The sequence below is a fragment of the Streptomyces sp. NPDC048606 genome, from assembly GCF_040650855.1.
Lineage (GTDB): Bacteria > Actinomycetota > Actinomycetes > Streptomycetales > Streptomycetaceae > Streptomyces.
On record NZ_JBEZIB010000044.1, the window covers coordinates 22,024 to 43,906 of the forward strand.

The following is a 21,883-nucleotide window of genomic DNA, read 5'->3' on the forward strand; positions in this document are numbered from 1 at the left end:
CGCTCCCGTCCCCGCTCGTCGCCGTTCATTCTCGTTCTTTGTCGTTCGTCGTCGTTCGTCGTTGTTTCCGCCCCTCGTCCCCGGACGCGGGTCCACATCCACCAGAAGGGCAAGGCAGTTGACTTCCGCACCGCTCGCCGCCGTCACGGGAGCCGAGGGCTTCATCGGTTCCCACCTCACCGAGGCCCTGGTCGCCCGCGGCTACCGCGTCCGGGCCATGGCCCAGTACAACTCCTTCTCCTCCTACGGATGGTTGGAGACCCTGGCGCCGGACGTCCTCGACCAGGTCGAGATCGTCCTCGGTGACGTCCGCGACCCCGGCTCCGTCCGCGGCCTGCTCGAAGGCGCCGAGGCCGCCTACCACCTGGCCGCGCTCATCGCCATCCCGTACTCGTACCGGGCGCCGCACAGCTACGTCGACACCAACGTCACCGGCACCCTGAACGTGCTGGAGGCCGTCCGTTCCCTCGGCACGCCCCGCCTGGTGCACACCTCCACCAGCGAGACGTACGGGACCGCGCAGACCGTCCCGATCACCGAGGACCACCCCATCAACACCCAGTCCCCGTACGCCGCCTCGAAGGCCGGCGGGGACCGGCTGGCCGACAGCTACCACGCGAGCTTCGAGACCCCCGTGGTCACGCTTCGCCCGTTCAACACCTACGGGCCGCGCCAGTCCATGCGGGCGGTGATCCCCACCGTGATCGGCCAGGTGGCGGCCGGAGAACGCGTCATCACCCTCGGCGACCTGCGTCCCACCCGCGACTTCAGCTACGTCAAGGACACCGCCCAGGCCTTCCTCGCCGTCGGCACCGCCCCCGCGGAACGGGTGGTGGGGCGGACGTTCAACTCCGGTACCGGCGGCGAGATCTCGGTCGCGGACCTGGTCGGCCTGATCGGCAAGGTCATGGACGCCCCGATCGAGGTCCGCGAGGACGACGCGCGCCTGCGCCCGCCGGCCTCCGAGGTGATGCGCCTGGTCGCCGACGCGGGCCGGCTCGTCGAGGCCACCGGGTGGCAGCCGGCGCACACGCTGGAGCAGGGCCTCGCGCACACCGTCGAGTTCTTCCGCGACCCGGCCAACCTGAGCCGCTACAAGACCGGCATCTACAACATCTGACCCCCACGCGTTCCGCCGACGTTCACCCACGACCCACGTCACTCGAAGTCCCCCCACCTGACCAAGGAGGAGACCCCATGTACGCAGTGATCCTGGCGGGCGGCAAGGGCGTTCGGCTGCGGCCCTACACCACGGCCCTGCCCAAGCCGCTCGTGCCCATCGGCGACCAGCACGCCATCCTGGAGATCGTGCTGCGCCAGCTCTCGCGGGCCGGCTTCACCCGCTGCACCATCGCCATCGGCCACCTCGGGGAGATCATCCGGGCCTACGTCGGCGACGGCTCGCAGTGGGGCATGAGCATCGACTACGCCACCGAGGAGAGCCCCCTCGGCACCATCGGCCCGCTGCTGAACCTGCGCGACCGGCTCCCCGAGAACTTCCTCGTGATGAACGGCGACGTCCTCACCGACCTCGACTACGCCGACGTCCTGCGCAGCCACGAGGCCTCGGGGGCGCCCCTGACCATCGCGACCTACCCCCGCAAGGTGCACATCGACTTCGGCGTGCTGACCACCGACGCCAGTCGCGTGGTCGGCTTCACCGAGAAGCCGAGCATGGACTACCACGTCTCGATGGGCGTGTACGGTCTGAGCCGGGCCACCCTGGACGGCTACACCCCCGGCCTGCCGCTCGGCTTCGACGAACTCGTCCTGGACCTGCTGCGCAGTCAGAACCTGCCCCATTCCTACGCGTTCGACGGCTACTGGCTCGACATAGGCCGCCCCGACGACTACGACCGGGCCAACGCCGAGTTCACCACCCGCAAGTCCCTGCTGCTCAAGGGAGCCTGAGCACGTCATGCGCATTCTCGTCCTGGGCCGTACCGGCTACCTGGGCGCTCACGTCGTCGACCACCTGCGCGCCCTCCCGGGCGCGCGGGTGTTCGACGGCGGTCGCTCACCCGCCGCGGACTTCGGCCTCGACCTCGCCGCCGACCGTCCCGAGCGGCTGGCGGACACCCTGGCCGCGGCGGCGCCCGACGCCGTGGTCAACTGCGCGGGCGCGACCGGCGGCGACGCCGTGACGCTCGCCGAGGTCAACGCCCGCGGTCCCGCCGCGCTGTGCGCCGCGCTGCGCGAGGCGGCGCCCGCCGCGCGCCTGGTCCACCTGGGTTCGGCCGCCGAGTACGGGCCCGGCGAACCGGACACCCGGGTGGCCGAGTGGGCCGCCACCCGCCCGGTCACCCCGTACGGGGCGACGAAACTCGCCGGCACCGTCGCGGTGGCCTCCTCGGGGCTCGACGGGGTGGTCCTGCGGGTGGGCAACCCGGTGGGACCCGGCGCCCCGCCGACCGGACTGCCGGGCCGGATCGCGGCCCTGCTGCGCGAGGCCGGCCCGGATCCGGAGGCGGTGCTCCGGCTGGGCGACCTGTCCGCGCACCGGGACTTCGTCGACGTGCGCGACGTCGCCCGGGCGGTGGCGCTCGCGGTGACCGCGCCGGGGCCGCTGCCGCCCGTACTGAACATCGGCGCCGGTCGGGCTGTGCCGGTCCGCGAGCTGGTGCGGGTCCTGGCCGCGCGGGCGGGCTTCCGGGGCCGGATCGAGGAGGCCGACGGCGGGTCGGCCCGCTCGGCCCAGGTGTCGTGGCAGTGCTCCGACATCACCGCCGCCGAGGAGGCCCTCGGCTGGCGCCCGGCCCACGGCCTCGACGACACGCTCGCCACGCTGTGGGCGGCGACCGCCGCGGGAGGAACCGGGAGCCCATGAGCCTGCTCGTTCCGCTGTACGTGCACCCCGCCGAGGACCCCGGAGCCTGGCACCGCCTGATCACGGGCGCCGCCGCCACCTACGGGGTGGTGCTCAATCCGGCCGACGGGCCGGGCGCGCGCCCCGATCCGGCGTTCGCCGCGGCGGCCTCGGCGTTGCGTACGGCGGGCGCCCGGCTGTTGGCGTACGTGGACACCGACTACGGGTCCCGCGGGCAGGCCGAGATCATCCAGGAGATGTGCCGCTACCGGGAGTGGTACGGGGCCGACGGCTGTTTCCTCGACCGGGTGACGGCGACGCGGGAGGGACTGGCCGGCTGTCGCCGGCTGGTCCGGTCGTTGCGCCGGCTCGGGGTGACGACCGTGGTGTTGAACCCGGGGGTCCACCCGACGGCCGGCTACGTCCGGCTCGCCGACCTCACCGTCACCTTCGAGGGGCACTGGTCGACGTACGTCTCGGCGTTCACCCGGCCGTCGTGGACGGGCCGGCTCCCGCCCGAGCGGTTCTGCCACCTCGTCTACGGGGTGCCCGAGGCCCTGGTGCCGCTGGCCGTCCGCACCGCGCGCGAGCGGGGCGCGGCGGTCTCGGGGCCGGTGACCGGCGAACTGCCCAATCCCTGGAACCGGTTGACGCCGGCCCTGGACGCGGCGGACCGGTAGCCGGCTCGCGGGGCGGTCCGCGCGGGCGGGGCGCTCACCCCGTCAGGTCCGCGACGTTCAGCGGTCGACGCCGGCCGCCCCGCCGGTGCACGGCCTCCAGGTCGGCCTGGAGCGGGCTGTGCGGCACCGCGAGGACCGGGCACGGGGCGTGGGCGAGGCAGTAGCGCGACACCGACGGGCACAGGGCCCGCAGCAGCGGCGTACGGGACCCCGTCCCGACGACGAGCAGGTCACCGGGGTCGCGGACGGTGTCGACGAGCGCCGCGCCCGGGGTTCCCCGGACCGTGAGGCCGGCCAGGGTCACGCCCGGCGGGCCGTCGCCGAAGGCGGTGCGCAGGATCTCGCGCAGCCGTCGGACGGCCCCCTCGCGGCAGCCCGTCAACAGCGGGGTCCCGCCGCCACCCCGGGCGCCCGGACCGCCGAGGGGTGGCTGCCAGGCCAATACGACCCACAGCTCGGCGTCCCTCGTTCGGGCCTCTTCGGCCGCCCGGTGCAGGGCCGTGAGGCTCCCGAGGGATCCGCACGTACCCGCCACCACCCGTCCTCGCACGGCTGCCCCGCCCTCCTGTCGTCCGCCCGCCCCACTTCGGCTTTCGCGGCCCATGGAACGACGCGGGAGGGGCGCCCGGCAGCCGCCTTGACGGTCCTCTGACGCCGGGGGCCCGGACCCGTACGCTTCCCTGACGCGGGCGCCGGCCGGCGGCCCGCCGACCGTCAGCGACGTGTATGGACTCGGCCGCTCCGCGTCAAGGTCGCGTCAGGGGGCGGCGCGCGGGAGGCGGGGGCGGGGATAGCTTCGGTGACGCGCTCCGACCGCCTCCCCGCGACCGGGGCGCCGACCATCGTCCGCGGTTCCCCAGGGAGAGCCCCATGTGTCTGTTCCGGTACGAAGAAGACCCCGAGCCCGAAGAACGGATCCCGGCCGGGCTGCTGTACGTGCCCGTCCGGCCGGGAGACGGAAGCGGGGCGGTGATCCGCCTGTTCCGCACGCCGCTGGGCGCGCGGACGGCCGTCGGGTTCACCCGCAGGGAGCGGCTCACGGCCACCCTCGGCGAGCGGCAGGGCTGCGTGCGGTTGTCGGAGGCGTTGCTGCGGGAGCTGTGCGAGCCGCTCGGTGCGCGGCTGATCACCGTCGATCCGACGCTGTCGGCTCCCGCGGCCGCTCCGACGGCCGTGCGGTCGGACCGGCTCACCGTCCACAGCGTCTGAGGGGGGCCGTCATGACCGTGACCGCAGCCCCGGAGACGCGCGCGGACGCCGACGACCTGTCCGTCTGGCCGGCCTCGGCGCGCCGGCTGCCGCAGGGCGGTCTCGCCGTCGGCGGGGTGTCCCTCGCCGAGATCGCCGACCGGTTCGACACCCCGGTGTACGTGCTGGACGAGGGCGAGGTGCGGGCCCGCTGCCGCACCTACCGGGACGCCTTCCCGGACGCCGACGTGTTGTACGCCGCCAAGGCCTTCCTGTCCCGGGCCATGGTCCGCTGGATCGACGAGGAGGGGCTCGGGCTGGACGTGTGCTCGGCGGGCGAGCTCGAACTCGCCGTGACGGCGGGATTCCCGGCGGAGCGCGTGCTGCTGCACGGCAACGCGAAGTCGCCGCACGACGTGGAGGCGGCGCTGCGGCTCGGGGTGGGCCGGATCGTCATCGACAGCCCGTCCGAGATCGCCCGGCTCGCCGCGGCGGTGGGGACCGGCGGCCCGCAGAAGGTGATGGTGCGGGTGGTGCCGGGCATCATGGCCGGCGGGCACGAGAAGATCCGTACGGGCACCGACGACCAGAAGTTCGGGCTGTCCCTGACGGACGGGTCCGCGCAGCACGCCATCGCCCGGATCCTGAGCCAACCGCGGCTCGAACTGACGGGCCTGCACTGCCACATCGGCTCGCAGATCACCGAGGTCAAACCGTACGTGGCCGCCGTGCGCCGCATGGTGGGGCTGATGGCCCGCGTCCGCGACGCGCACGGGGCGGTGCTGTCCGAGCTGGACATGGGCGGCGGCCACGGCGTCGCCTACCGTCCCGGCGAGGCGGCGCTGGACCCGACCGCCCTGGCCCGCCGGCTGCGTGCCGAGCTGGTGGCGAGCTGCGCGGCGGCGGGTCTCGCCGTGCCGAGGCTGGCGATCGAGCCGGGCCGGGCGGTCGTGGGGCCGGCGGGGGTGGCCCTGTACCGGGTGCTCGCGGTGAAGCGCGGCGCCGCGCGGACGTTCGTCGCCGTGGACGGGGGCATGAGCGACAACCCCCGGCCGGCCCTGTACGGGGTGCGGTACGCGCCCCGGCTCGTCGGCCGCCGCTCCGCCGCCGAGCCGTGCGCGGCCACGGTGGTGGGCCGGCACTGCGAGGCGGGCGACGTCCTCGCCGCGGACGTGTCGCTGCCCGAGGACGTCCGGCCCGGGGACCTGCTGGCCGTACCGGTGTCGGGGGCGTACCAGCTGTCGATGGCCTCGGGCTACAACATGGTCGGCCGGCCCCCGGTGGTGGCGGTGGACGGCGGCACGGCCCGGCTGCTGGTGCGGCGCGAGACCCTTCAGGACTTCCGCAGCCGGGACGTCGGCGACTAGCCAGGGCCTGTCGTAGAACTCCCGTCGTCGCCCGGAGGGCGGCCCCGCGGCGTCCGGTGCGTGCTCTCGGCGTGCCGGGCGGAAGCCCGCGTACCGGTCGTACTCGGTCTTTCGCCCGGTGCGGCGCGAGCGCGTGCCGGGCGTCGCGGGGCAGGCGGGAGTTTGCCGACAGGCCCGGTCGCCCCGCCGGTCGGCGGCCCGCCGTCCCCGCTCTCGTGGGGGCGGTGGGCCGCGCCGCGATCCGCCGGGGCCGGCCTACGCGCGCCCGGGGCGGGTCCACACGGTGCCGCGGGCCTCGTACTCCAGCATGGCCTCCACCCCGAGCGCGGCGTCCGCGCCCAGTTCGCGGCGGACGAGCCACAGCGCGAGCTCCAGGCCGGAGGTGATGCCCCCGGCGGTCACGAGGTCGCCGTCGTCCACCACGCGGGCGTTCTTCACGAGGCCGCCCTGGGCCCCGAGGTCGGGGCGCGCCTTGTGGTGGGTGGTGCAGGGGCGGTTCCCGGTCAGACCGGCGGCGGACAGCAGCATGACGCCGGTGCAGAGCCCGGCGAGGGTGAGGCCGCGGCGGGGTGCCGCGGCCAGCTCGCGGGGGAGCGTGCCCTTTGCGATCTCGGCCCACACGCCGGGGGCGTCGCGGCGCGCGTAGCCGCCGCCGGGCACCACGACGACGTCCGCCGAGCGCGGGGACCAGCCGTGTTCGACCTCGATCCGGGTCCCGTACGCGGCCCGTACGGCGCCCGGACCGGCGCAGGACACGTAGCGGACGTCGACCTCGCGGTCGGTGAAGAACCGGGCGGCGGAGAAGACCTCGTAGGGGGCGGCGAAGTCGAGTTCCTCGACTCCGTCGAACATGACGACGTGCACGCGCAGCGGACCGCCTTTCGCGGTGTCGGCCCGGGGCGGCGCCGCCCCGGCCGGCGCGGTGGCGGCCCCCGTCACCGCGGCGGCGGCGCCGAGGGCGGTGGAGGCGCGCAGCAGGTCCCTACGGTTCATCGGCTCGTCCTGTCCTGGTGGTCCTGGTGGTGGCGGTGGTGGCGGTGGTCCCGGTGGTGTCGGCCGCGGTGGTGGCGGTCGCGGCGCTCCGGTCCGCGCGCGCGGCCGGCGAGGCGGTCCACGAGGGTGGTCGGGGCGGTGGACGGGGTGGTTCCCGGCGCGCGTTGTGGGCCGCGCCACAGCCGGCGCCACAGGCCGCGCCCAGCCGACGCGCGGCCGGGAGGCGGCCCGGAGGCGGCGTCCTGACGCGCGCGTCCCGTCTCTGGCAGGGTGGGTGCGTGAGCATCGAGCACGCGCCCGCCTTCCTGGAGATCCGCCGGCCGCGGGAGATGACGGCGCAGCTGCGCGAGGCCCTGGTCGACTGCTGGGTCAGGGTCCTCAACTCCGGGGGCGCCGTCGTCCACGGCGCCTTCCCGATGCCGCCGGTCAGCACGGCACAGGGCGAGGCGGTCGCCGACCTGCTGATCGGCGGGCTCGACCCGCGGCTGCACCGCCTGCTGATCGCCACCCTCGACGGCAGGCCGGTCGGCTGGGCGGCCGTCAGTCGCGATCCGCACCCCCTCGTCGCGCACCACGGCGTGGTCAACCACGTGCAGACCCACCCTGACTTCCGCGGGCGCGGCATCGGCACGGCGCTGATGGGACGGGTCCGCGAGCTCGCCCGGGACGGGATGGGGCTGGAGCAGCTGCACCTCACCGCCCGGGCGGGCCTGGGGCTGGAGGAGTTCTACGGGCGTCTGGGGTGGCGGGAGATCGGACGGTGGCCCGGCGCGCTGCGCGTGGCGCCGGGTGACGACCGTGACGAGATCCTGATGTTCCTGGCCCTGTGAGGCGCCCCCGGAGCCTCCTCCGCAGTCCCCCTCGCCTCCCGCGGTCCCGTGGGTCTCCCCCTCACCGCGCGGGCCCGTCGCGTTTCGGTCGTCTCCCGTCGGCACGCGTCCGGACCGGGCCGGCCGGGCATGATCAGGAGCGCGCCGGACATCGTCGTACGATCAGCCCGCCGGGAGGACAGCTGGATGAGCACCGGCCCCCTTTACCTGGAACCCCGGTTGGCCCCGCGGCTCGCGGCGCTGCTGGGCGCGGCTCCGTTCCTGCACATGCTCGTGGACGCCCTCGGCTCGCCCCTCAACGTCCTCGTACCCGACCAGATCGCGGAGAACGCCGAGGGCTTCCGCTCCGTCTACCGGCGCCACCACCTGGGCGGGCGGATCCACTTCGCCCACAAGGCCAACCGTTCCCGCTCCCTCGTGCGGCGCCTCACCACCACGGACGCCGCGCTCGACGTGGCCTCCCTCGGCGAGCTGCGGCACGCCCTCGGCGACGGTTTCACCGCGGACCGCGTCATGGCGACCGGTCCCAAGGACCCGGCCTTCCTGTGGTTGGCCGCGCGCACGGGCGTCACCCTGAACGCCGACGGGCCCGAGGAGCTGGAGGCGGCGGCCGCGCTCGTGCGCCGCCACGACCTGCCCCGCCTGCGGGTCGTGCCGCGCCTGGCGGAGTTCGAGGCCTCGGGTCCGCGGGTGCTGTCCCGGCGGAGCCGCTTCGGTACCTCCGTGAAGGCCCTGGGGCCCCTGCTGGACCTGCTCGAACGCCACCGCGACCACCTCGAACCGGTCGGCGTCGCGTACCACCTCGACACGACGGGCGCGGACGAGAAGGCCATCGCCCTCGAAGGCTGCCTGCGCGCCATGGACGACCTGCGCCTACGGGGGTTCCAGCCGCGCGCCGTCGACATCGGCGGCGGCTTCGGCGTCGACTACCTCGCGCACGGCGCCCAGTGGGACCGCTACACGAGCGAGCTGGCCGCCGCCGTGATGGGTCGGCGCCCGCCCCTGACCTGGGGCGGTCACGGCTACGGGCTGCACGCCGAGGGCGGTACGCTGCGCGGCGCCCTGAGCCTGTATCCGGCCCACCGGCCGGTCGCCGGCGCCGCCTACCTCGACGAGCTGCTGTCGCGCCCGGCCCCCACGCTGGGCCGCGCGTTGGGCACGCTGCTGCTGGAGAGCCTCTACGACCTGCACACGGAGCCGGGGAGGGCCCTGGCCGACCAGTGCGGCCTGTCCCTGGCCCGGGTCCTGGAGGTACGCGCCTCGGACGCGGGGCCGGCGCTCGTACGCCTGGCGATGAACGCGAACGACGTCGCGCTGGAGGAGCACGGGATCCTCGTGGACCCGATCCTCCTGCCGCGCGGGGCGGAGCCGGCGGGGCCGTCGGAGCCGGTCGGCGTCCACCTCATGGGCAACCTCTGCCTGGAGTCCGACCTGATCACCCGCCGGACGGTGTTCCTGCCGCGGCCGGCGCGGCCGGGCGACCTGCTCGCCTTCGTCAACACGGCCGGCTACTGCATGGACTTCGGTGCCACCCGGGCCCAGGGGCAGCCGGTGGCGCGGAAGGTGGCCGTCCGGCGGGAGGGCGAGGCCGGGGCCGGGGCCGAGGGGGCGCTCGGCGGCTGGCACTGGTGTCTGGACGAGGAGTACTGGCCGATCAACGATCCGGGGGGACGGGCATGAGGTACGACAGCATCACCGAGGCCATCGGCAACACCCCGCTGGTCCGCATCGATCCCGAGGTGCACGGGCTGCGCCACATCGACCTCTACGCGAAGCTCGAAATGCTCAACCCCTTCGGCTCGGTGAAGGACCGCGCCGCGTGGAACATGGCCCGGTCCGCCCTGCCGGGAGCGCGGGAGCGCGGCGAGACGATCGTCGAGCTGTCCAGCGGCAACACGGCCAAGGCGTTGGCCGTGATCGCGGGCATGCACGGGCTGTCCTTCAAGAGCGTCACCAACCGGATGCGCGTCCCGGAGGTCAAGGACCTGCTCCTGCTGCTGGGCGCCGAGATCGAGGAGCTGCCGGGGCGCAGCGAGTGTCTGGACCCGATGGACACCGAGGACCCGCTGACCCTCTTCCACCGGGAGCTGAACCGGGGTGGCGCCCACCTGCACACCGACCAGTACTTCAACGCGCTCAACACCGAGGCGCACGCGACGGGCACGGGCCCGGAGATCGTGGCGGACCTCGACGGTCGGGCCCCCGACTGGTTCCTGGCCTGCGTCGGCACGGCGGGCTCGTCCGGCGGGGTGGCCCGGGCGCTGCGCGCGCACGATCCTGGGGTGCGCGTCGTCGGGCTGGTGGGCGAGAAGTCTGATTTCATCCCCGGGATCCGCACCATCGACGAGGTCCACGAGGTCGGCCTCTTCGACCCGGCGGCGTACGACGCGATCGAGGCGGTCGGCTCCGACGAGGCCATCGAGGGCATGCTCACCCTCGTGCGGCGCTGCGGCATCCTCGCCGGGCCCACGGGGGGCGCCGCGTACCACGGCGCGGTGCGTCATCTGCGGCCACTGGACGATGGATTGACGGAGCGTCGGACGGCGGTGTTCATCGTCTGCGACCGGGTGGAGAGCTACCTCGGCTACGTCAAGCAGCGCCGCCCCGACCTGCTGGGTCGCCCGCCCGCCCGGAACTCGCCGGCCTCCCTGACCGCCGAGGAGGTGGGGGCCGCGCAGGTCGTCGAACCGGCGGAGGCGCGCAAGTGGATCGCGGCGGAGCGGCCGCTCGTGATCGACCTGCGCAGCCCCTTCGCCTACGCGGCGCTGCACATCGAGGGGTCGGTGAACATCGTCGACGAGCTGTTCGAGGAGCTCGTCCGGGGCGGGCTGCCGTTCGGCAGGCGGCAGCCGGTCCTGCTGGCCTGTCCGGTCGGGGAGCAGTCGGCGCGCTTCGCCGCCCTGCTGACCCGGATGGGTCATCCCGACGTGCGCAGCCTCGCGGGCGGGATCATCGCCTGGAGGGACGCGGGCGCCCCGCTGGTGCGTGATTGAGGTGGGCGCCGCCCGTCCGCAGGACACCCTGGAGGCGCTGCGGTCGTGGCAGCTCGCGCTGCGCGCCCAGTTCCCGATCATCGCGGCCGACCCGGGGTCGGCGTACCTGGACAGCGCGGCCACCTCGCAGAAGCCGCAGGCCGTGCTGGACGCCGTACAGGGGTACCTGACGCGCTCCAACGCCAACGTGGGGCGCGGCTCGTATCCGTGGGCCAACGCCACGACGGCGCTGGTGGAGCGGGCCCGCGAGCGGGTCAAGGAGTTCCTGGGCGACCCCCGCCCGGACCGGTCGTCGACGCATTTCACGAGCGGGGCGACCGAAGGCCTGCGGAGCGTGGCCCGGGACTGGTTGGCGGAGCTGCTGGTCGACGGGGACGAGATCGTCGTCCCGTTCGCCGATCACGAGGCGAACCTCGCGCCGTGGCGGGAGGTGGCGGAGCTGCTCGCCCGGCGCGGGGTCGGGATCCGGGTGCGGGAGCTGCCCCGCCAGGCGGGTTCCGGGGACTACGATCCGGTGGCGCTCGCGGCCGCGGTCGGCCCGCGCACCCGCTTCGTGGCGGCCACGCACGTGCACCACGTCTACGGCTCCGACATGAACGTGCACCGGATCCGCGAGGTGGTCGGTCCGGGGGTGCCGATCTGCCTCGACGCCGCGCAGAGCGTCGGCCACCTGCCGCTGTCCGTCGCCGAACTCGACGTGGACTTCGTGGTGTTCTCGGGGCACAAGGCGTTGGCGTTGCCCGGGTCCGGGGCGATCTGGTCCCGGGGCGCGCGGGGTCCGGCGTTCCGCCCCGGGGGTTGGGCGGGCACCCCGAACACGGTGGGCATCGTGAGCCTGGCGGCGGCGCTCGACTGGCTCGACGCGGCCGGCACGGAGCGGATCGAGGCGTGGACGGTGGCCCTGGCGGCCCTGCTGACGGACGGGCTGAGCGGGTTGGACGCGTACGAGGTGCTCGGCTGCCGCTCCAGTCTGACGGCCCGTTCCGAGGTCCAACGGCGTCGCAGCATCGTGGCGTTCCGGCACCGGGAGATCTCCTCCGGCGATCTCGGGTTCATCCTGCACAGCCACGGGTTCATGGTGCGCTCCGACAGCCACTGCCAGGCGGGTGCGAAGGAGTCGGACGGGTCGGTGCGGGTGAGCCTGCACGTCCACAACACGCGTGAGGAGATCGAGAAGCTGCTCGCCACCCTCGCCAGTCTGCAATGATTTTCATGTGGAGTTCGGGGCCGCGGGAGCGGCGGGAGCACGGGCGGACGGGAACATGGACGTGGGCACGGTGGCGGCCGGCCGGTGGGTGGAGCGCTGGGAACGACAGCAGCAGCGCTACGCGATCGACCGCGAGGAACGGTTCACCGTCATCTCCGACGTGGTCGAGCGCGTGACGGAGGGCCACCCCGGCCCCCTCCTGCTCGACCTGGGGTGCGGGCCGGGGTCGCTGGCGGCCCGCCTGGCACGGCGCATGCCCGCCGCCGAGGTGGTGGGCGTCGACGCCGATCCGCTGTTGCTGGAGCTGGGGCGGGCGCACCACGGCGGCGCCCTGCGGTTCGTCGAGGCCTCGATCGGGGAGCCGGGCTGGCTGGACGCCCTCGCCCTGGACCGCCCCGTGGACGCCGCCGTCTCGACGACGGCCCTGCACTACCTCGGGGAGGCCGCCCTGCGGCGCACGTACGGGGAGCTGGCGCAGCGGATCCGGCCGGGCGGGGTCCTCGTCAACGGCGACCACCTGGAGCCGGACTCCCCCAAGGTGCACGAACTGGCCGTCGACATCGGCCGGCGGCGGGCGGAGCGGCGGCAGGCGCTCGCGCACGAGGACTGGGAGTCCTGGTGGTCGGGCGTCCGGGCCGATCCCGCACTGGATCCGCTGCTCGCCGCGCGGGGCCGCCACTCCCACCCCCGGTGCGAGGGCAACGACCTGACCCTCACGGCCCACCTCGCGCTGCTGCGGGAGGCGGGGTTCGAGCACGTGGGGACGGTCTGGCAGTTCGGCAACAGCCACGTGGTCGTCGCGGTCCGCTGAGGGGAGCGCCGACGGGGCCCGAGCCCGTCGTGGTGGGGAGGTCAGCGGCCGGGGGCCGGCAGGGGGCGCTGCGCGGGGCCCGTGTAGGAGCCGAGGGGGCGGATGAGGGCGTTGTGCTCCAGTTGCTCAATGACGTGCGCGGTCCAGCCGGTGACCCGGCTCATCACGAACGGTCCCCACCCGTGTCCCTCGCGGCGGGGGCGGCGCGGCCCCCGCGCGGCGGGGCGGGCCCGGCCGCGACGCATGGGTGCGGCCGGGCCGGGCAGGTGCCGGGGAAGCGGGCGCGACGGGGCCGACCCGTGGCCGCGGCGAGGTGGTGAGACCCGATGTCCCAGTGCAAGATCCCCGACTACCGCACCGGCCACCGCGGCCGGCACTGGACGCACGCCCTGCGGGCGGCCCAACGGGCCGGGGCGGTGATCGTCACCGACGACACCCGCGAGCCGGTCACCTACGACCCCGACTCCACCGGTCCGGGGCGCTTCCGGCCCTGGACCACCGCCGCCGGGACCCGCCACGACAGCCACGACGTCCACCCCGAGTGGTGACGCCGCCCGCCCGCGCCCTCGGGGCGGGCAGGCGCGGCCGGGGCCGGGCGGGCCGTCAGTGCGGGTGCCAGTGGTACTTCCCGCCGCCGACCCACCGGACCTCGGCCGGGTCGTCGAGGTCGTGGAGGGTGATCCCGGCGGCCGCGGCCGTCAGGATCACGTCCGTCATGGACCGGGCGGTGGCCACCACCTCGCCGTCGATCTCCACGATGCGAAACGGCGGGTCCTCGGGGTGTACGCCGAGTACGGTGACCCGCGCCGGGGGGACGTAGGGAATCGCGCCTTCGGTCATGCCTGGCCCTCCTCCGCCTGCACGCGGACCGCGCCCGCCGCGTTCCCTCCAGTCTGCGCCCCGTCGGCGCCCGCGCGCCCGCCCGCGCCGTGCCCGCCGCTCAGCGTTCGATCGCGTCCGCGACGTCCCGCTGCCAGTAGGTGACCTCCAGGGAGCTGTCGTAGTAGAGGCCCGCCGCCGGCAGGGCGGGGGTGGCCGAGGCGCCGCCGCTGCTGTGGGGGGTCGTCCCCTGGAAGGCGACGGTGAGCCGGCGCCCGGTCGTCCCGCCCTCCCCGCTGCCGTCGGCCGCCGACAGACGGGCTCCCGCGTAACCCGACTCGCCGGGTGCCAGGGAGACCACGGCCTGGGGCTGGGTGTCCTTGCGCGCGGTCGGCGCCCACTGCATCTCGTCGAAGCGGAGGACGGGGTGGTAGGTCAGGTCGCAGGTCTTCGAGCCGGTGTTCCTCACCGTGATCAGCATGTGGTTGAGCGGTCGGGGGACCGGCTGGACGGTGACGGCGGTGTTGGAACCGTTGCACAGGACGCGGCCGCCCGCGGCGGCCTGGTCCGAGGGCGCCTTCGCGTCCGCCGCGCCGGAACCGGCCTGTGCGCCGCCGCCCGTCTTCGCCCCGCCGGTCGGGGTGGCGGAGCCCGGGGCCGGGGTGGCGGACCCGCCCCGCCCGCCCGTCGGGGCACCGGGGGTGGCGCTCGCGGCGGGCGAGTCGGCGGCGTCGGTTACGGGCGCGGCCCCGTTGTCCTTGAGGCCCGTACCGTCCTGGCAGGCGGTGAGGGCCAGCGCGGCGAGGGCCGCGGCGACGGCGCCGGCGAGGCGGCGCGAGGACCGGACACGGGAGGTGCGGGCGCTGCCCGTGGTGGGGGTGGTGCGGGCGGTGCGGAACGCGGACATGGCTGATCGCCTCTCAGGTGGCGTGCCCCGACGGCCGGTCGGAGCCGGTGTTCGGGAGCGGTGTGCTTGGATTGGCTCCAGCCTGGGCGGTGATCCGTCCCAGCTGCCACATCCGAGGGGCCATCAGGGACGCTGGGATGCCGGCGCAGGCTCTGAGCTGCGGGAACGGCCCGTCCCTGGGATGCGGGACAGGCCACGGGGGTGGGAGGAAAGGTGTCGTCAGACACGGCCGGATCCGATTTCGCCGGGCTGTTGCGGGAGTTGAAGGACCGGTCCGGTCTCAGCTACGGGACGCTCGCCAAACGGCTCCACATGAGTACGTCGACGCTGCACCGCTACTGCAGCGGCGACGTCGTTCCGACGGAGTACGCGCCCCTCGAACGCTTCGCGCGGCTCTGCAAGGCCTCGCCCGAGGAGCTCCTCGCCCTGCACCGGAGTTGGGTGCTGGCGGACGCGAACCGTCCGCGCAAGGGCGCCGTCGCGGGGGCGGCGGGGACTCCGGCGCCGGCCGTACGCCGGTCCGCCGAGCCCCCTTCGGCTCCCGCCCCCGAAGCGACGGCGCCGGCTGCCGGCGACGGGGACGGGGACGGGCCCGCGGGCGCGGCCGTCGAGGCCGTCGAAGCCGGCGCGGAGGTCCAAGCCGGCGCGGGGGCCGACGTGGCCGGGCTTCCGGGCCCCGCCGAGGGGCCCGGGCCGAAACGGCGGCGCCGCTTCCACCGGGCCGTCCTCGCCGGGATCGCGGTGGCCGTCGTCGCCGGGACGATCGCGCTGACCGCGCACCTCGCGGAGCGGGGCACCGACGTCCGCGACCGTCCCGTCGGCGCCGCATCCCTCGCCGGCGACGGCGGCGAAGCGGAACCCGCGGACGGCAAGCCGGCCCCCGCCGGTACGCACGCCGGCGCCGCCTCCGGCTCCGCGACCCCGACCGGCGCGAGCCCGACCGACGGGGCCTCGACCGGCGGGGCCTCGGGGGCCGCCGGCACACCGGGGCCGCCGGCCGTCGGCGCCGGTCCGGCCGCGACGCCCGCCGCCGGCGGGGAGGCCGGGGCCGGGATGCCGCTGGCGGTGACCACGCAGCCGTACACCTGGGAGAGCCCCTGCGGGCAGCACTACCTGATCGACCGGCCCCCGACCGAGGTGGGCCCGCCGCCCGCCGAACGGGACGCGCCCGCGTGGGTGGCGGCCTCGGGAGCCGTCTCCTCGGGGGAGCAGTACGTGACCCTGACCCTCCAGGGCTCCGGCAAGGAGACGGTGGTGCTGGACAGCCTGACCGTCCGTACCGCCGCCAAGCGATCCCCCCTGGCCTGGAACGACTACGCCATGGGCTACCCGGGCGTCGGCTGCGGCGCCGGCGTGCCGACCCGGTCGTTCACCGTGGCCCTCGACGCCGCGCGTCCGGCGGTCGTCCCCGAGGCGGGACAGCCGAACTTCCCGTTCAAGGTGAGCGAGTCCGATCCCGAGGTGTTCCACATCAAGGCCGACGCCTCCGCGTACGACGTGAGCTGGTACCTGGAGCTGGCCTGGTCCAGCGGTTCCCGCCACGGCACGCTCAAGATCGACCACAACGGAAGGCCCTTCCGCACCAGCGGCCTGAACGGTCGGCCCGCCTTCGAGTTCCCGCTCGGCGGGGACGGATGGGTCAAGGCGGGCACCACCTCCTGACGCGCCCGGCCCCGGACACCGCCCGGCGGCCACCCCGGGGCCGTCCCCCTTGACCGGGAGCGACCGGGACCTGACCGGGCGCGCACGGTCGGCGTCGTCCCGGGGCGGAGGCGGAGCATCGAACATACGATGGGCGCAAAGCGGCGCGGGCCGCGCTGCGTGCCGCCCGCCCGGAGCACTCGGGGTGGAGACGACGTATGGCACAGGCCGCCGAAACCGCGCGGACCGTCATCCTCACGGTGGACGACGACCCGGGGGTCTCCCGCGCCATCGCCCGTGACCTGCGGCGCCGCTACGGCGCCGGGTACCGGATCGTGCGCGCCGAATCCGGCGAATCGGCACTGGAGGCGCTGCGGGAGCTGAAGCTGCGGGGCGATCCGGTGGCGGTGATCCTGGCCGACTACCGCATGCCGCAGATGAACGGCATCGAGTTCCTGGAGCAGGCGCTGGGCATCCATCCCGGCGCGCGGCGGGTGCTGCTGACGGCGTACGCCGACACGAACGCGGCGATCGACGCGATCAACGTGGTCGACCTCGACCACTACCTGCTCAAGCCGTGGGACCCGCCGGAGGAGAAGCTGTATCCGGTCCTGGACGACCTGCTGACGGCCTGGCGCTCCAGCGAGTACCGGCCGGTCCCGGCCACGAAGGTGGTCGGTCACCGCTGGTCCGCGCCGTCCTCGCACGTCCGGGAGTTCCTGGCCCGCAACCAGGTGCCCTACCGCTGGTACTCCTCGGACGAGCCGGAGGGGCGACGGCTGCTGGAGGCCGCAGGGGCCGACGGGCAGCGGCTGCCGCTCGTGGTCACCCCCGACGGCACCGCGCTGATCGCGCCCGAGGCGGCGGAGCTGGCCGCGCACGTGGGCCTCGCGACGACGCCGACCTCGGACTTCTACGACCTCGTCGTGATCGGCGGCGGCCCGGCCGGACTCGGCTCGGCGGTGTACGGGGCCTCCGAGGGGCTGCGCACCGTCCTGGTCGAGCGGTCGGCGACGGGCGGGCAGGCCGGGCAGAGCTCCCGCATCGAGAACTACCTCGGCTTCCCGGACGGGGTCTCGGGGGCGCAGCTCACCGAACGCGCCCGGCGCCAGGCGGGCCGGTTCGGCGCCGAGATCCTCACGGCGCGCGAGGTGACGGGGCTGGAGGTGAACGGCGCGGCCCGCGTCGTGCGCTTCTCCGACGGCTCGGCGGTCGCCGCGCACAGCGTGATCCTGGCGACGGGGGTCTCGTACCGGCAGTTGCGGGCGCCGGGCTGCGAGGACCTGACGGGCTGCGGGGTGTACTACGGCTCCTCGCTCACGGAGGCGGCCTCCTGCCAGGGGCACGACGTGTACATCGTGGGCGGCGCCAACTCCGCCGGGCAGGCGGCGATGTACCTGGCCCGGGGCGCGAAGTCGGTGACGCTGCTGGTGCGCGGGGAGTCCCTGCGGGCCTCGATGTCGTACTACCTGATCCAGCAGATCGAGGAGGCGTCGAACATCACGGTGCGCACCCGGACGGTCGTGGAGTCGGCGCACGGGGACGGGCACCTGGAACGGCTGACGCTGCGGGACGTGGACAGCGGGGAGACCGAGCGCGTCGACTGCCAGTGGATGTTCGTCTTCATCGGCGCGGCCCCGCTCACCGACTGGCTCGACGGGACGGTGCTGCGCGACGAGCACGGTTTCATCCTGACCGGCCCGGACCTGACGCCGGACGGTCGGCCGCCGGCCGAGTGGGAGCTGGACCGGCCGCCCTACCACCTGGAGACCAACATCCCCGGGGTGTTCGTGGCGGGTGACGCGCGCGCCCAGTCCGCGAAGCGCGTCGCGTCCGCCGTCGGAGAGGGAGCCATGGCCGTGATGCTCGTCCACCGCTACCTGGAGCAGTCATGAGCGGACAGGTCATGCCGTGCGCCCCGGCGGAGATCGCCTCGTTGTTCCTGTTCGAGAAGCTCTCCCCGGAACAGCTGGGTCGCTTGTGCGGCGAGGGGCGGGTGGAGCGCTTCGAGCCGGGTCCGGTGTACACCGAGGGGGATCCGGCCACGTGCTTCTACGTGATGATCGAGGGCACCGTGGTCCTGTCGCGCCGGGTCGGCGGGGACGACGTCGAGGTGAGCCGGACCTCGCAGCGCGGCGTGTACGCCGGAGCCATGCAGGCCTACCTGGGCGAGCAGGTACCGCAGACGTACACGAACTCGATGCGGGTGACCGAGCCGACGCGGTTCTTCGTCCTGCCCGCCCAGTCCTTCTCGGACATCATGCGCGAGTGGTTCCCGATGGCCGCCCATCTGCTGGAGGGGCTGTTCTTCGGCTCGAAGAACACCCAGCGGGCCATCGGGCAGCGCGAGCGGCTGTTGGCGCTCGGTTCGTTGTCCGCCGGCCTCACCCACGAGCTGAACAACCCGGCCGCGGCGGCCGTACGGGCGACCGCGACGCTGCGGGAACGGGTCGGCAAGATGCGGCACAAGCTGGCCCACATCTCCCAGGGGCAGTACTCGCGCGAGGTGATCGCCGATCTCATCGAGATCCAGGAGCGCACCGTCGAGCGCGTCGCGAAGGCTCCGGCGATCGGCCCGCTGGAGGCCGCCGACCGGGAGGACGAGCTCGCGGACTGGCTCGACGACCACGGCATCGCGGAGGGCTGGCGGATCGCGCCGACCTTCGTGCAGGCCGGACTGGACACGGACTGGCTGGACCAGGTCGCGGCGACGGTGGCCGAGGAGATCCTTCCGTCGGCGATCGGCTGGCTGAACTACACGGTCGAGACCGAGCTGTTGATGGACGAGATCGACGACTCCACCACGCGGATCTCCCATCTGGTGGACGCGGCGAAGCAGTACTCGCAGCTGGACCGGGCCCCGCACCGGGTCGTCGACGTCCACGAGCTGCTCGACAGCACCCTGCTGATGCTGTCCGGCAAGATCGGCCCCGGGGTGCGGGTGGTCAAGGAGTACGACCGTTCCGTGCCGCCGGTGCCGGCCTACCCGGCGGAGCTCAACCAGGTGTGGACCAACCTCGTCGACAACGCCGTCTTCGCCATCGGGAGCAGCGGCCGCGAGGGCACGCTGACGGTCCGCACGGCGCGGGAGGGCGACCGGCTGCTGGTGGAGTTCCGCGACACCGGGCCGGGGATCCCGGCGGACATCCGCGGCCGCATCTTCGACCCCTTCTTCACCACGAAGCCCGTCGGCGAGGGGACCGGGCTCGGGCTCGACATCTCGTGGCGGATCGTCGTCAACAAGCACCACGGCAGCCTCCAGGTCGAATCCGCGCCGGGTGACACGCGTTTCCAGGTGCTGCTGCCCCTGACCGCCCCGGAGGGCGAGCCGTCCGAGGCCGAATCGTCCGCCGAGGACGCACCGGAGAACTCCCCCGGGGCCCCGACCACGACCGGGTCCCCCGACACCGCCGAGGAGCGCGCATGAGCGAGATCAACGGAATCGACCCGAGCGTCCCGCCCGCCGGTCCCGGCTGCGCCGCGTGCGACGCGGCCGGCGGCTGGTGGTTCCACCTGCGGCGCTGCGCCCTGTGCGGGCACATCGGCTGTTGCGACTCCTCGCCGGCGCAGCACGCCACCGCCCACTGGAAGGCCACCGGGCACCCCGTGGTGCGCAGCTACGAGCCGGGCGAGGAGTGGTTCTGGAACTACGACACGAACGCCCTGTACGAGTCCGGCCCCGAGCTGGCCGCGCCGAGCGGGCACCCGGAGGACCAGCCGGCCCCGGGACCGGCCGACCGGGTTCCGCAGGACTGGACGAAGCAGCTCCATCGCTGACGGCTCCGGCCCCGTGCAGCCCCTGACGCCGTACGCCCCGCCCTTCCGTCCCTCTCCCGCTCCCCCGCCCCCCCGTCACCGGGCGCCCTCTTCGGCGTCCGGTGACCGAACACGAGCGCGAACCGCGATACTTAGGTTAGGCTAAGCTAACGAGAGTGAGGCGGGTCGTTGCCGCCTCTTGCCGAGGGGACGCCGGCAGTGAGACTTCCGATGGCCGAGCCATATCCGATGCCCACCGAGGACGCGCTCCCGCACTCCGTCGCACCCTGGAGGGTCGACCCGGGGCGGGCCGCGTTACTCATTCACAACATGCAGAACCATCTCATCCGGGCCTTCTCGCCCGGGAGTTCGCCACGCGGCGAGCTGGTCGGCAACATCGCCCGCCTGCGCAAGGCCGCGGGCCGACTGGGCATCCCGGTCGTCTTCAGCACCGAGCCCACGCCCGGATCGCACCGGCGCGGACTCGCGGACCGGCTGCCGATCGGGGCCGGCGCGGGCGAGGGCGCCGAGGCGGGCGCGGGGGCGGACAGCGACGGCCACATCGTCGCGAACCTGGCCCCCGCGCGCGGCGACCACCTCGTCACGAACACCCGCCACAACGCCTTCCTGGGCAGCCACCTCGGAAGGATCCTGCGGACCGCCGACCGGGACCAGTTGATCGTCTGCGGCCTCTTCGCCCACTCCGGGGTGCTGTTGACCGCGGCGGACGCCTTCATGAACGACATCCAGCCGTTCGTGGTCGCCGACGCGGTGGCCGACCTGTCCGCCGAGGAACACGAACTCGCCCTGCGGTGGTCGGCCGCGCGCGGCGCCGTCGTCCGGACCACCACCACTTTGATCAAGGAGCTCGACGCCCGATGAGCAGCCCCAGCAGAACGTACGCGCGGTGAGCGGGGCGGGAGTACGGGCCCGGACCGTCATCGAGGCCCTTCCGTGGCTGGAGCGGTTCCAGGGGCGCACCGTCGTGGTCAAGTTCGGCGGGAACGCCATGGTCGACGAGGAGCTCAAACGCGCCTTCGCCCAGGACGTGGTGTCCCTGCGGTACGCGGGACTGCGGCCGGTCGTCGTGCACGGCGGCGGCCCCCAGATCAGCGCCATGCTGCGGAAGTTGGCCCTGGAGGTCGAGTTCGCGGCGGGACTGCGGGTCACCACCCCCGAGGTGATGGAGGTGGTGCGCATGGTGTTGGCCGGCCAGGTCCAGCGGGACCTGGTCAACCTCATCAACGCGCACGGACCGTTCGCGGTCGGGATGACCGGCGAGGACGCCCGTACGCTGACCGCCGTGCGGCGGCCCGCGAGGGTGGACGGGCGGGAGGTGGACATCGGCCTGGTGGGTGACATCGTCCGGGTCCGCCCCGACACCCTGCGCGCGTTGCTGGAGAGTGGCCGGATTCCGGTGGTCTCGCCGATCGCCCGCGGGGAGCGGGACGACGCGGTCTACAACATCAACGCCGACCTGGCGGCGGCCGCGCTCGCCGAGGCGCTGGACGCCGAGAAGCTCATCATGCTCACGGACGTGGCGGGTCTGTACGCGGACTGGCCCCGCAGCACCGACGTCATCCCGAGGCTGACGGCCGGCCGGTTGGAGTCCATGCTGCCGGGGCTGACGGGCGGGATGACGCCCAAGATGGAGGGCTGCCTGCGCGCGGTCCGCGCGGGCGTGCGCATGGCGCACGTCCTCGACGGCCGGGTGCCGCACGCCCTGCTGCTGGAGGTGTTCGCGGACGAACACACGGGGACCGTCGTGGTACCCGACGCACCGGCCGTCACAGCGCCCTCACGACACGTCTGAAAGACACCTCGAAGACAGGAACCCCGACCGGCCGTCCGGCCCCGGGGTTTTTGTCACGCCCTCTCCAATCGC

At 74.4% G+C, this 21,883-nt stretch carries 22 protein-coding genes and 1 pseudogene; 18 read left to right on the top strand and 5 right to left on the bottom strand.

The genetic code is table 11. From position 1 onward, the window contains the following. Positions 1–118 precede the first annotated feature (118 nt). From AB0D01_RS34220 to AB0D01_RS34235, 4 genes are all read left to right on the top strand, one after another. Positions 119–1,120, top strand: a complete 1,002-nt coding sequence (locus AB0D01_RS34220) for a GDP-mannose 4,6-dehydratase (protein ID WP_363062261.1) — start codon at positions 119–121, stop codon at positions 1,118–1,120. Positions 1,121–1,197: 77 nt separating this feature from the next. Further along, on the top strand, positions 1,198–1,911 hold the full coding sequence (locus AB0D01_RS34225; protein WP_363062263.1) for a sugar phosphate nucleotidyltransferase: 714 nt from the start codon (positions 1,198–1,200) through the stop codon (positions 1,909–1,911). 7 nt (positions 1,912–1,918) lie between these two features. Next, positions 1,919–2,827, top strand: coding sequence for an NAD-dependent epimerase/dehydratase (locus AB0D01_RS34230; protein ID WP_363062265.1), 909 nt, complete (start codon positions 1,919–1,921; stop codon positions 2,825–2,827). Further along, a complete protein-coding gene (locus AB0D01_RS34235) occupies positions 2,824–3,486 on the top strand; it encodes a spherulation-specific family 4 protein (RefSeq protein ID WP_363062267.1) in 663 nt (220 codons plus the stop codon). Before AB0D01_RS34230 ends, AB0D01_RS34235 begins: the two co-directional genes overlap by 4 nt. Positions 3,487–3,520: 34 nt before the next feature. On the opposite strand, the gene AB0D01_RS34240 is transcribed toward AB0D01_RS34235, so the two are convergent. After that, positions 3,521–4,036, bottom strand: coding sequence for a universal stress protein (locus AB0D01_RS34240; RefSeq protein ID WP_363062269.1), 516 nt, complete (start codon positions 4,034–4,036; stop codon positions 3,521–3,523). A 320-nt stretch (positions 4,037–4,356) separates the two neighbouring features. On the opposite strand from AB0D01_RS34240, the gene AB0D01_RS34245 reads away from it, so the two are divergent. Together AB0D01_RS34245 and lysA are read left to right on the top strand one after the other, a co-directional pair. Next, positions 4,357–4,695: an SAV_915 family protein gene (locus tag AB0D01_RS34245; RefSeq protein WP_363062271.1), complete on the top strand. Its 339-nt coding sequence runs from the start codon at positions 4,357–4,359 to the stop codon at positions 4,693–4,695. An 11-nt stretch (positions 4,696–4,706) separates the two neighbouring features. After that, positions 4,707–6,041, top strand: a complete 1,335-nt coding sequence (gene lysA, locus AB0D01_RS34250; RefSeq protein WP_363062273.1) for a diaminopimelate decarboxylase — start codon at positions 4,707–4,709, stop codon at positions 6,039–6,041. A 255-nt stretch (positions 6,042–6,296) separates the two neighbouring features. Here lysA and AB0D01_RS34255 read toward each other — a convergent pair whose 3' ends face one another. Then, entirely contained in the window at positions 6,297–7,034 is a 738-nt protein-coding gene (locus AB0D01_RS34255; protein ID WP_363062275.1) for a DJ-1/PfpI family protein, read from the bottom strand. 278 nt (positions 7,035–7,312) lie between these two features. Between AB0D01_RS34255 and AB0D01_RS34260 the strand changes: the two genes are divergently transcribed. The 5 genes from AB0D01_RS34260 (at position 7,313) to AB0D01_RS34280 (ending at position 12,875) form a co-directional block, all read left to right on the top strand. Next, a complete protein-coding gene (locus tag AB0D01_RS34260) occupies positions 7,313–7,864 on the top strand; it encodes a GNAT family N-acetyltransferase (protein WP_363062277.1) in 552 nt (183 codons plus the stop codon). Positions 7,865–8,050: 186 nt separating this feature from the next. After that, on the top strand, positions 8,051–9,544 hold the full coding sequence (locus tag AB0D01_RS34265; protein WP_363062279.1) for a Y4yA family PLP-dependent enzyme: 1,494 nt from the start codon (positions 8,051–8,053) through the stop codon (positions 9,542–9,544). After that, the gene (locus tag AB0D01_RS34270; protein WP_363062281.1) at positions 9,541–10,857 is read left to right on the top strand and encodes a pyridoxal-phosphate dependent enzyme; all 1,317 of its coding nucleotides are present in this window, start codon (positions 9,541–9,543) and stop codon (positions 10,855–10,857) included. Before AB0D01_RS34265 ends, AB0D01_RS34270 begins: the two co-directional genes overlap by 4 nt. A gap of 1 nt (position 10,858) precedes the next feature. Continuing rightward, entirely contained in the window at positions 10,859–12,064 is a 1,206-nt protein-coding gene (locus AB0D01_RS34275) for an aminotransferase class V-fold PLP-dependent enzyme (RefSeq protein WP_363062312.1), read from the top strand. Between the two features lie 55 nt (positions 12,065–12,119). Further along, on the top strand, positions 12,120–12,875 hold the full coding sequence (locus tag AB0D01_RS34280) for a class I SAM-dependent methyltransferase (protein WP_363062314.1): 756 nt from the start codon (positions 12,120–12,122) through the stop codon (positions 12,873–12,875). Positions 12,876–12,916: 41 nt separating this feature from the next. On the opposite strand, the pseudogene AB0D01_RS34285 reads toward AB0D01_RS34280, so the two are convergent. Beyond that, positions 12,917–13,045: pseudogene (locus AB0D01_RS34285) on the bottom strand (citrate/2-methylcitrate synthase); the annotation flags it as partial. A 156-nt stretch (positions 13,046–13,201) separates the two neighbouring features. Here AB0D01_RS34285 and AB0D01_RS34290 point away from each other — a divergent pair. Then, positions 13,202–13,423, top strand: coding sequence for a hypothetical protein (locus tag AB0D01_RS34290; RefSeq protein ID WP_363062283.1), 222 nt, complete (start codon positions 13,202–13,204; stop codon positions 13,421–13,423). A 55-nt stretch (positions 13,424–13,478) separates the two neighbouring features. Here the strand turns inward: AB0D01_RS34290 and AB0D01_RS34295 are convergent, their stop codons facing one another. Together AB0D01_RS34295 and AB0D01_RS34300 are read right to left on the bottom strand one after the other, a co-directional pair. Then, positions 13,479–13,715 carry a hypothetical protein gene (locus AB0D01_RS34295; protein ID WP_363062285.1) on the bottom strand — a complete coding sequence of 79 codons (237 nt, stop codon included), beginning with the start codon at positions 13,713–13,715 and terminating at the stop codon, positions 13,479–13,481. Between the two features lie 100 nt (positions 13,716–13,815). Next, positions 13,816–14,601 (bottom strand): DUF4232 domain-containing protein, encoded by a 786-nt coding sequence (locus tag AB0D01_RS34300; RefSeq protein WP_363062287.1) that lies wholly within the window; start codon positions 14,599–14,601, stop codon positions 13,816–13,818. A 213-nt stretch (positions 14,602–14,814) separates the two neighbouring features. Here AB0D01_RS34300 and AB0D01_RS34305 point away from each other — a divergent pair, with 213 nt between their 5' ends. From AB0D01_RS34305 to argB, 6 genes are all read left to right on the top strand, one after another. Continuing rightward, the gene (locus tag AB0D01_RS34305; RefSeq protein ID WP_363062289.1) at positions 14,815–16,263 is read left to right on the top strand and encodes a helix-turn-helix domain-containing protein; all 1,449 of its coding nucleotides are present in this window, start codon (positions 14,815–14,817) and stop codon (positions 16,261–16,263) included. A 197-nt stretch (positions 16,264–16,460) separates the two neighbouring features. Beyond that, positions 16,461–18,137, top strand: coding sequence for an FAD-dependent oxidoreductase (locus tag AB0D01_RS34310; RefSeq protein WP_363062290.1), 1,677 nt, complete (start codon positions 16,461–16,463; stop codon positions 18,135–18,137). Beyond that, positions 18,134–19,669 (top strand): ATP-binding protein, encoded by a 1,536-nt coding sequence (locus tag AB0D01_RS34315; protein WP_363062292.1) that lies wholly within the window; start codon positions 18,134–18,136, stop codon positions 19,667–19,669. The genes AB0D01_RS34310 and AB0D01_RS34315 overlap by 4 nt, the downstream gene beginning before the upstream one ends. Next, a complete protein-coding gene (locus tag AB0D01_RS34320) occupies positions 19,666–20,019 on the top strand; it encodes a UBP-type zinc finger domain-containing protein (protein WP_363062294.1) in 354 nt (117 codons plus the stop codon). Before AB0D01_RS34315 ends, AB0D01_RS34320 begins: the two co-directional genes overlap by 4 nt. A gap of 228 nt (positions 20,020–20,247) precedes the next feature. Then, positions 20,248–20,880 (top strand): isochorismatase family protein, encoded by a 633-nt coding sequence (locus tag AB0D01_RS34325; RefSeq protein WP_363062316.1) that lies wholly within the window; start codon positions 20,248–20,250, stop codon positions 20,878–20,880. A gap of 25 nt (positions 20,881–20,905) precedes the next feature. After that, positions 20,906–21,811 carry an acetylglutamate kinase gene (gene argB / locus AB0D01_RS34330; protein WP_363062296.1) on the top strand — a complete coding sequence of 302 codons (906 nt, stop codon included), beginning with the start codon at positions 20,906–20,908 and terminating at the stop codon, positions 21,809–21,811. Positions 21,812–21,883: the final 72 nt, after the last annotated feature.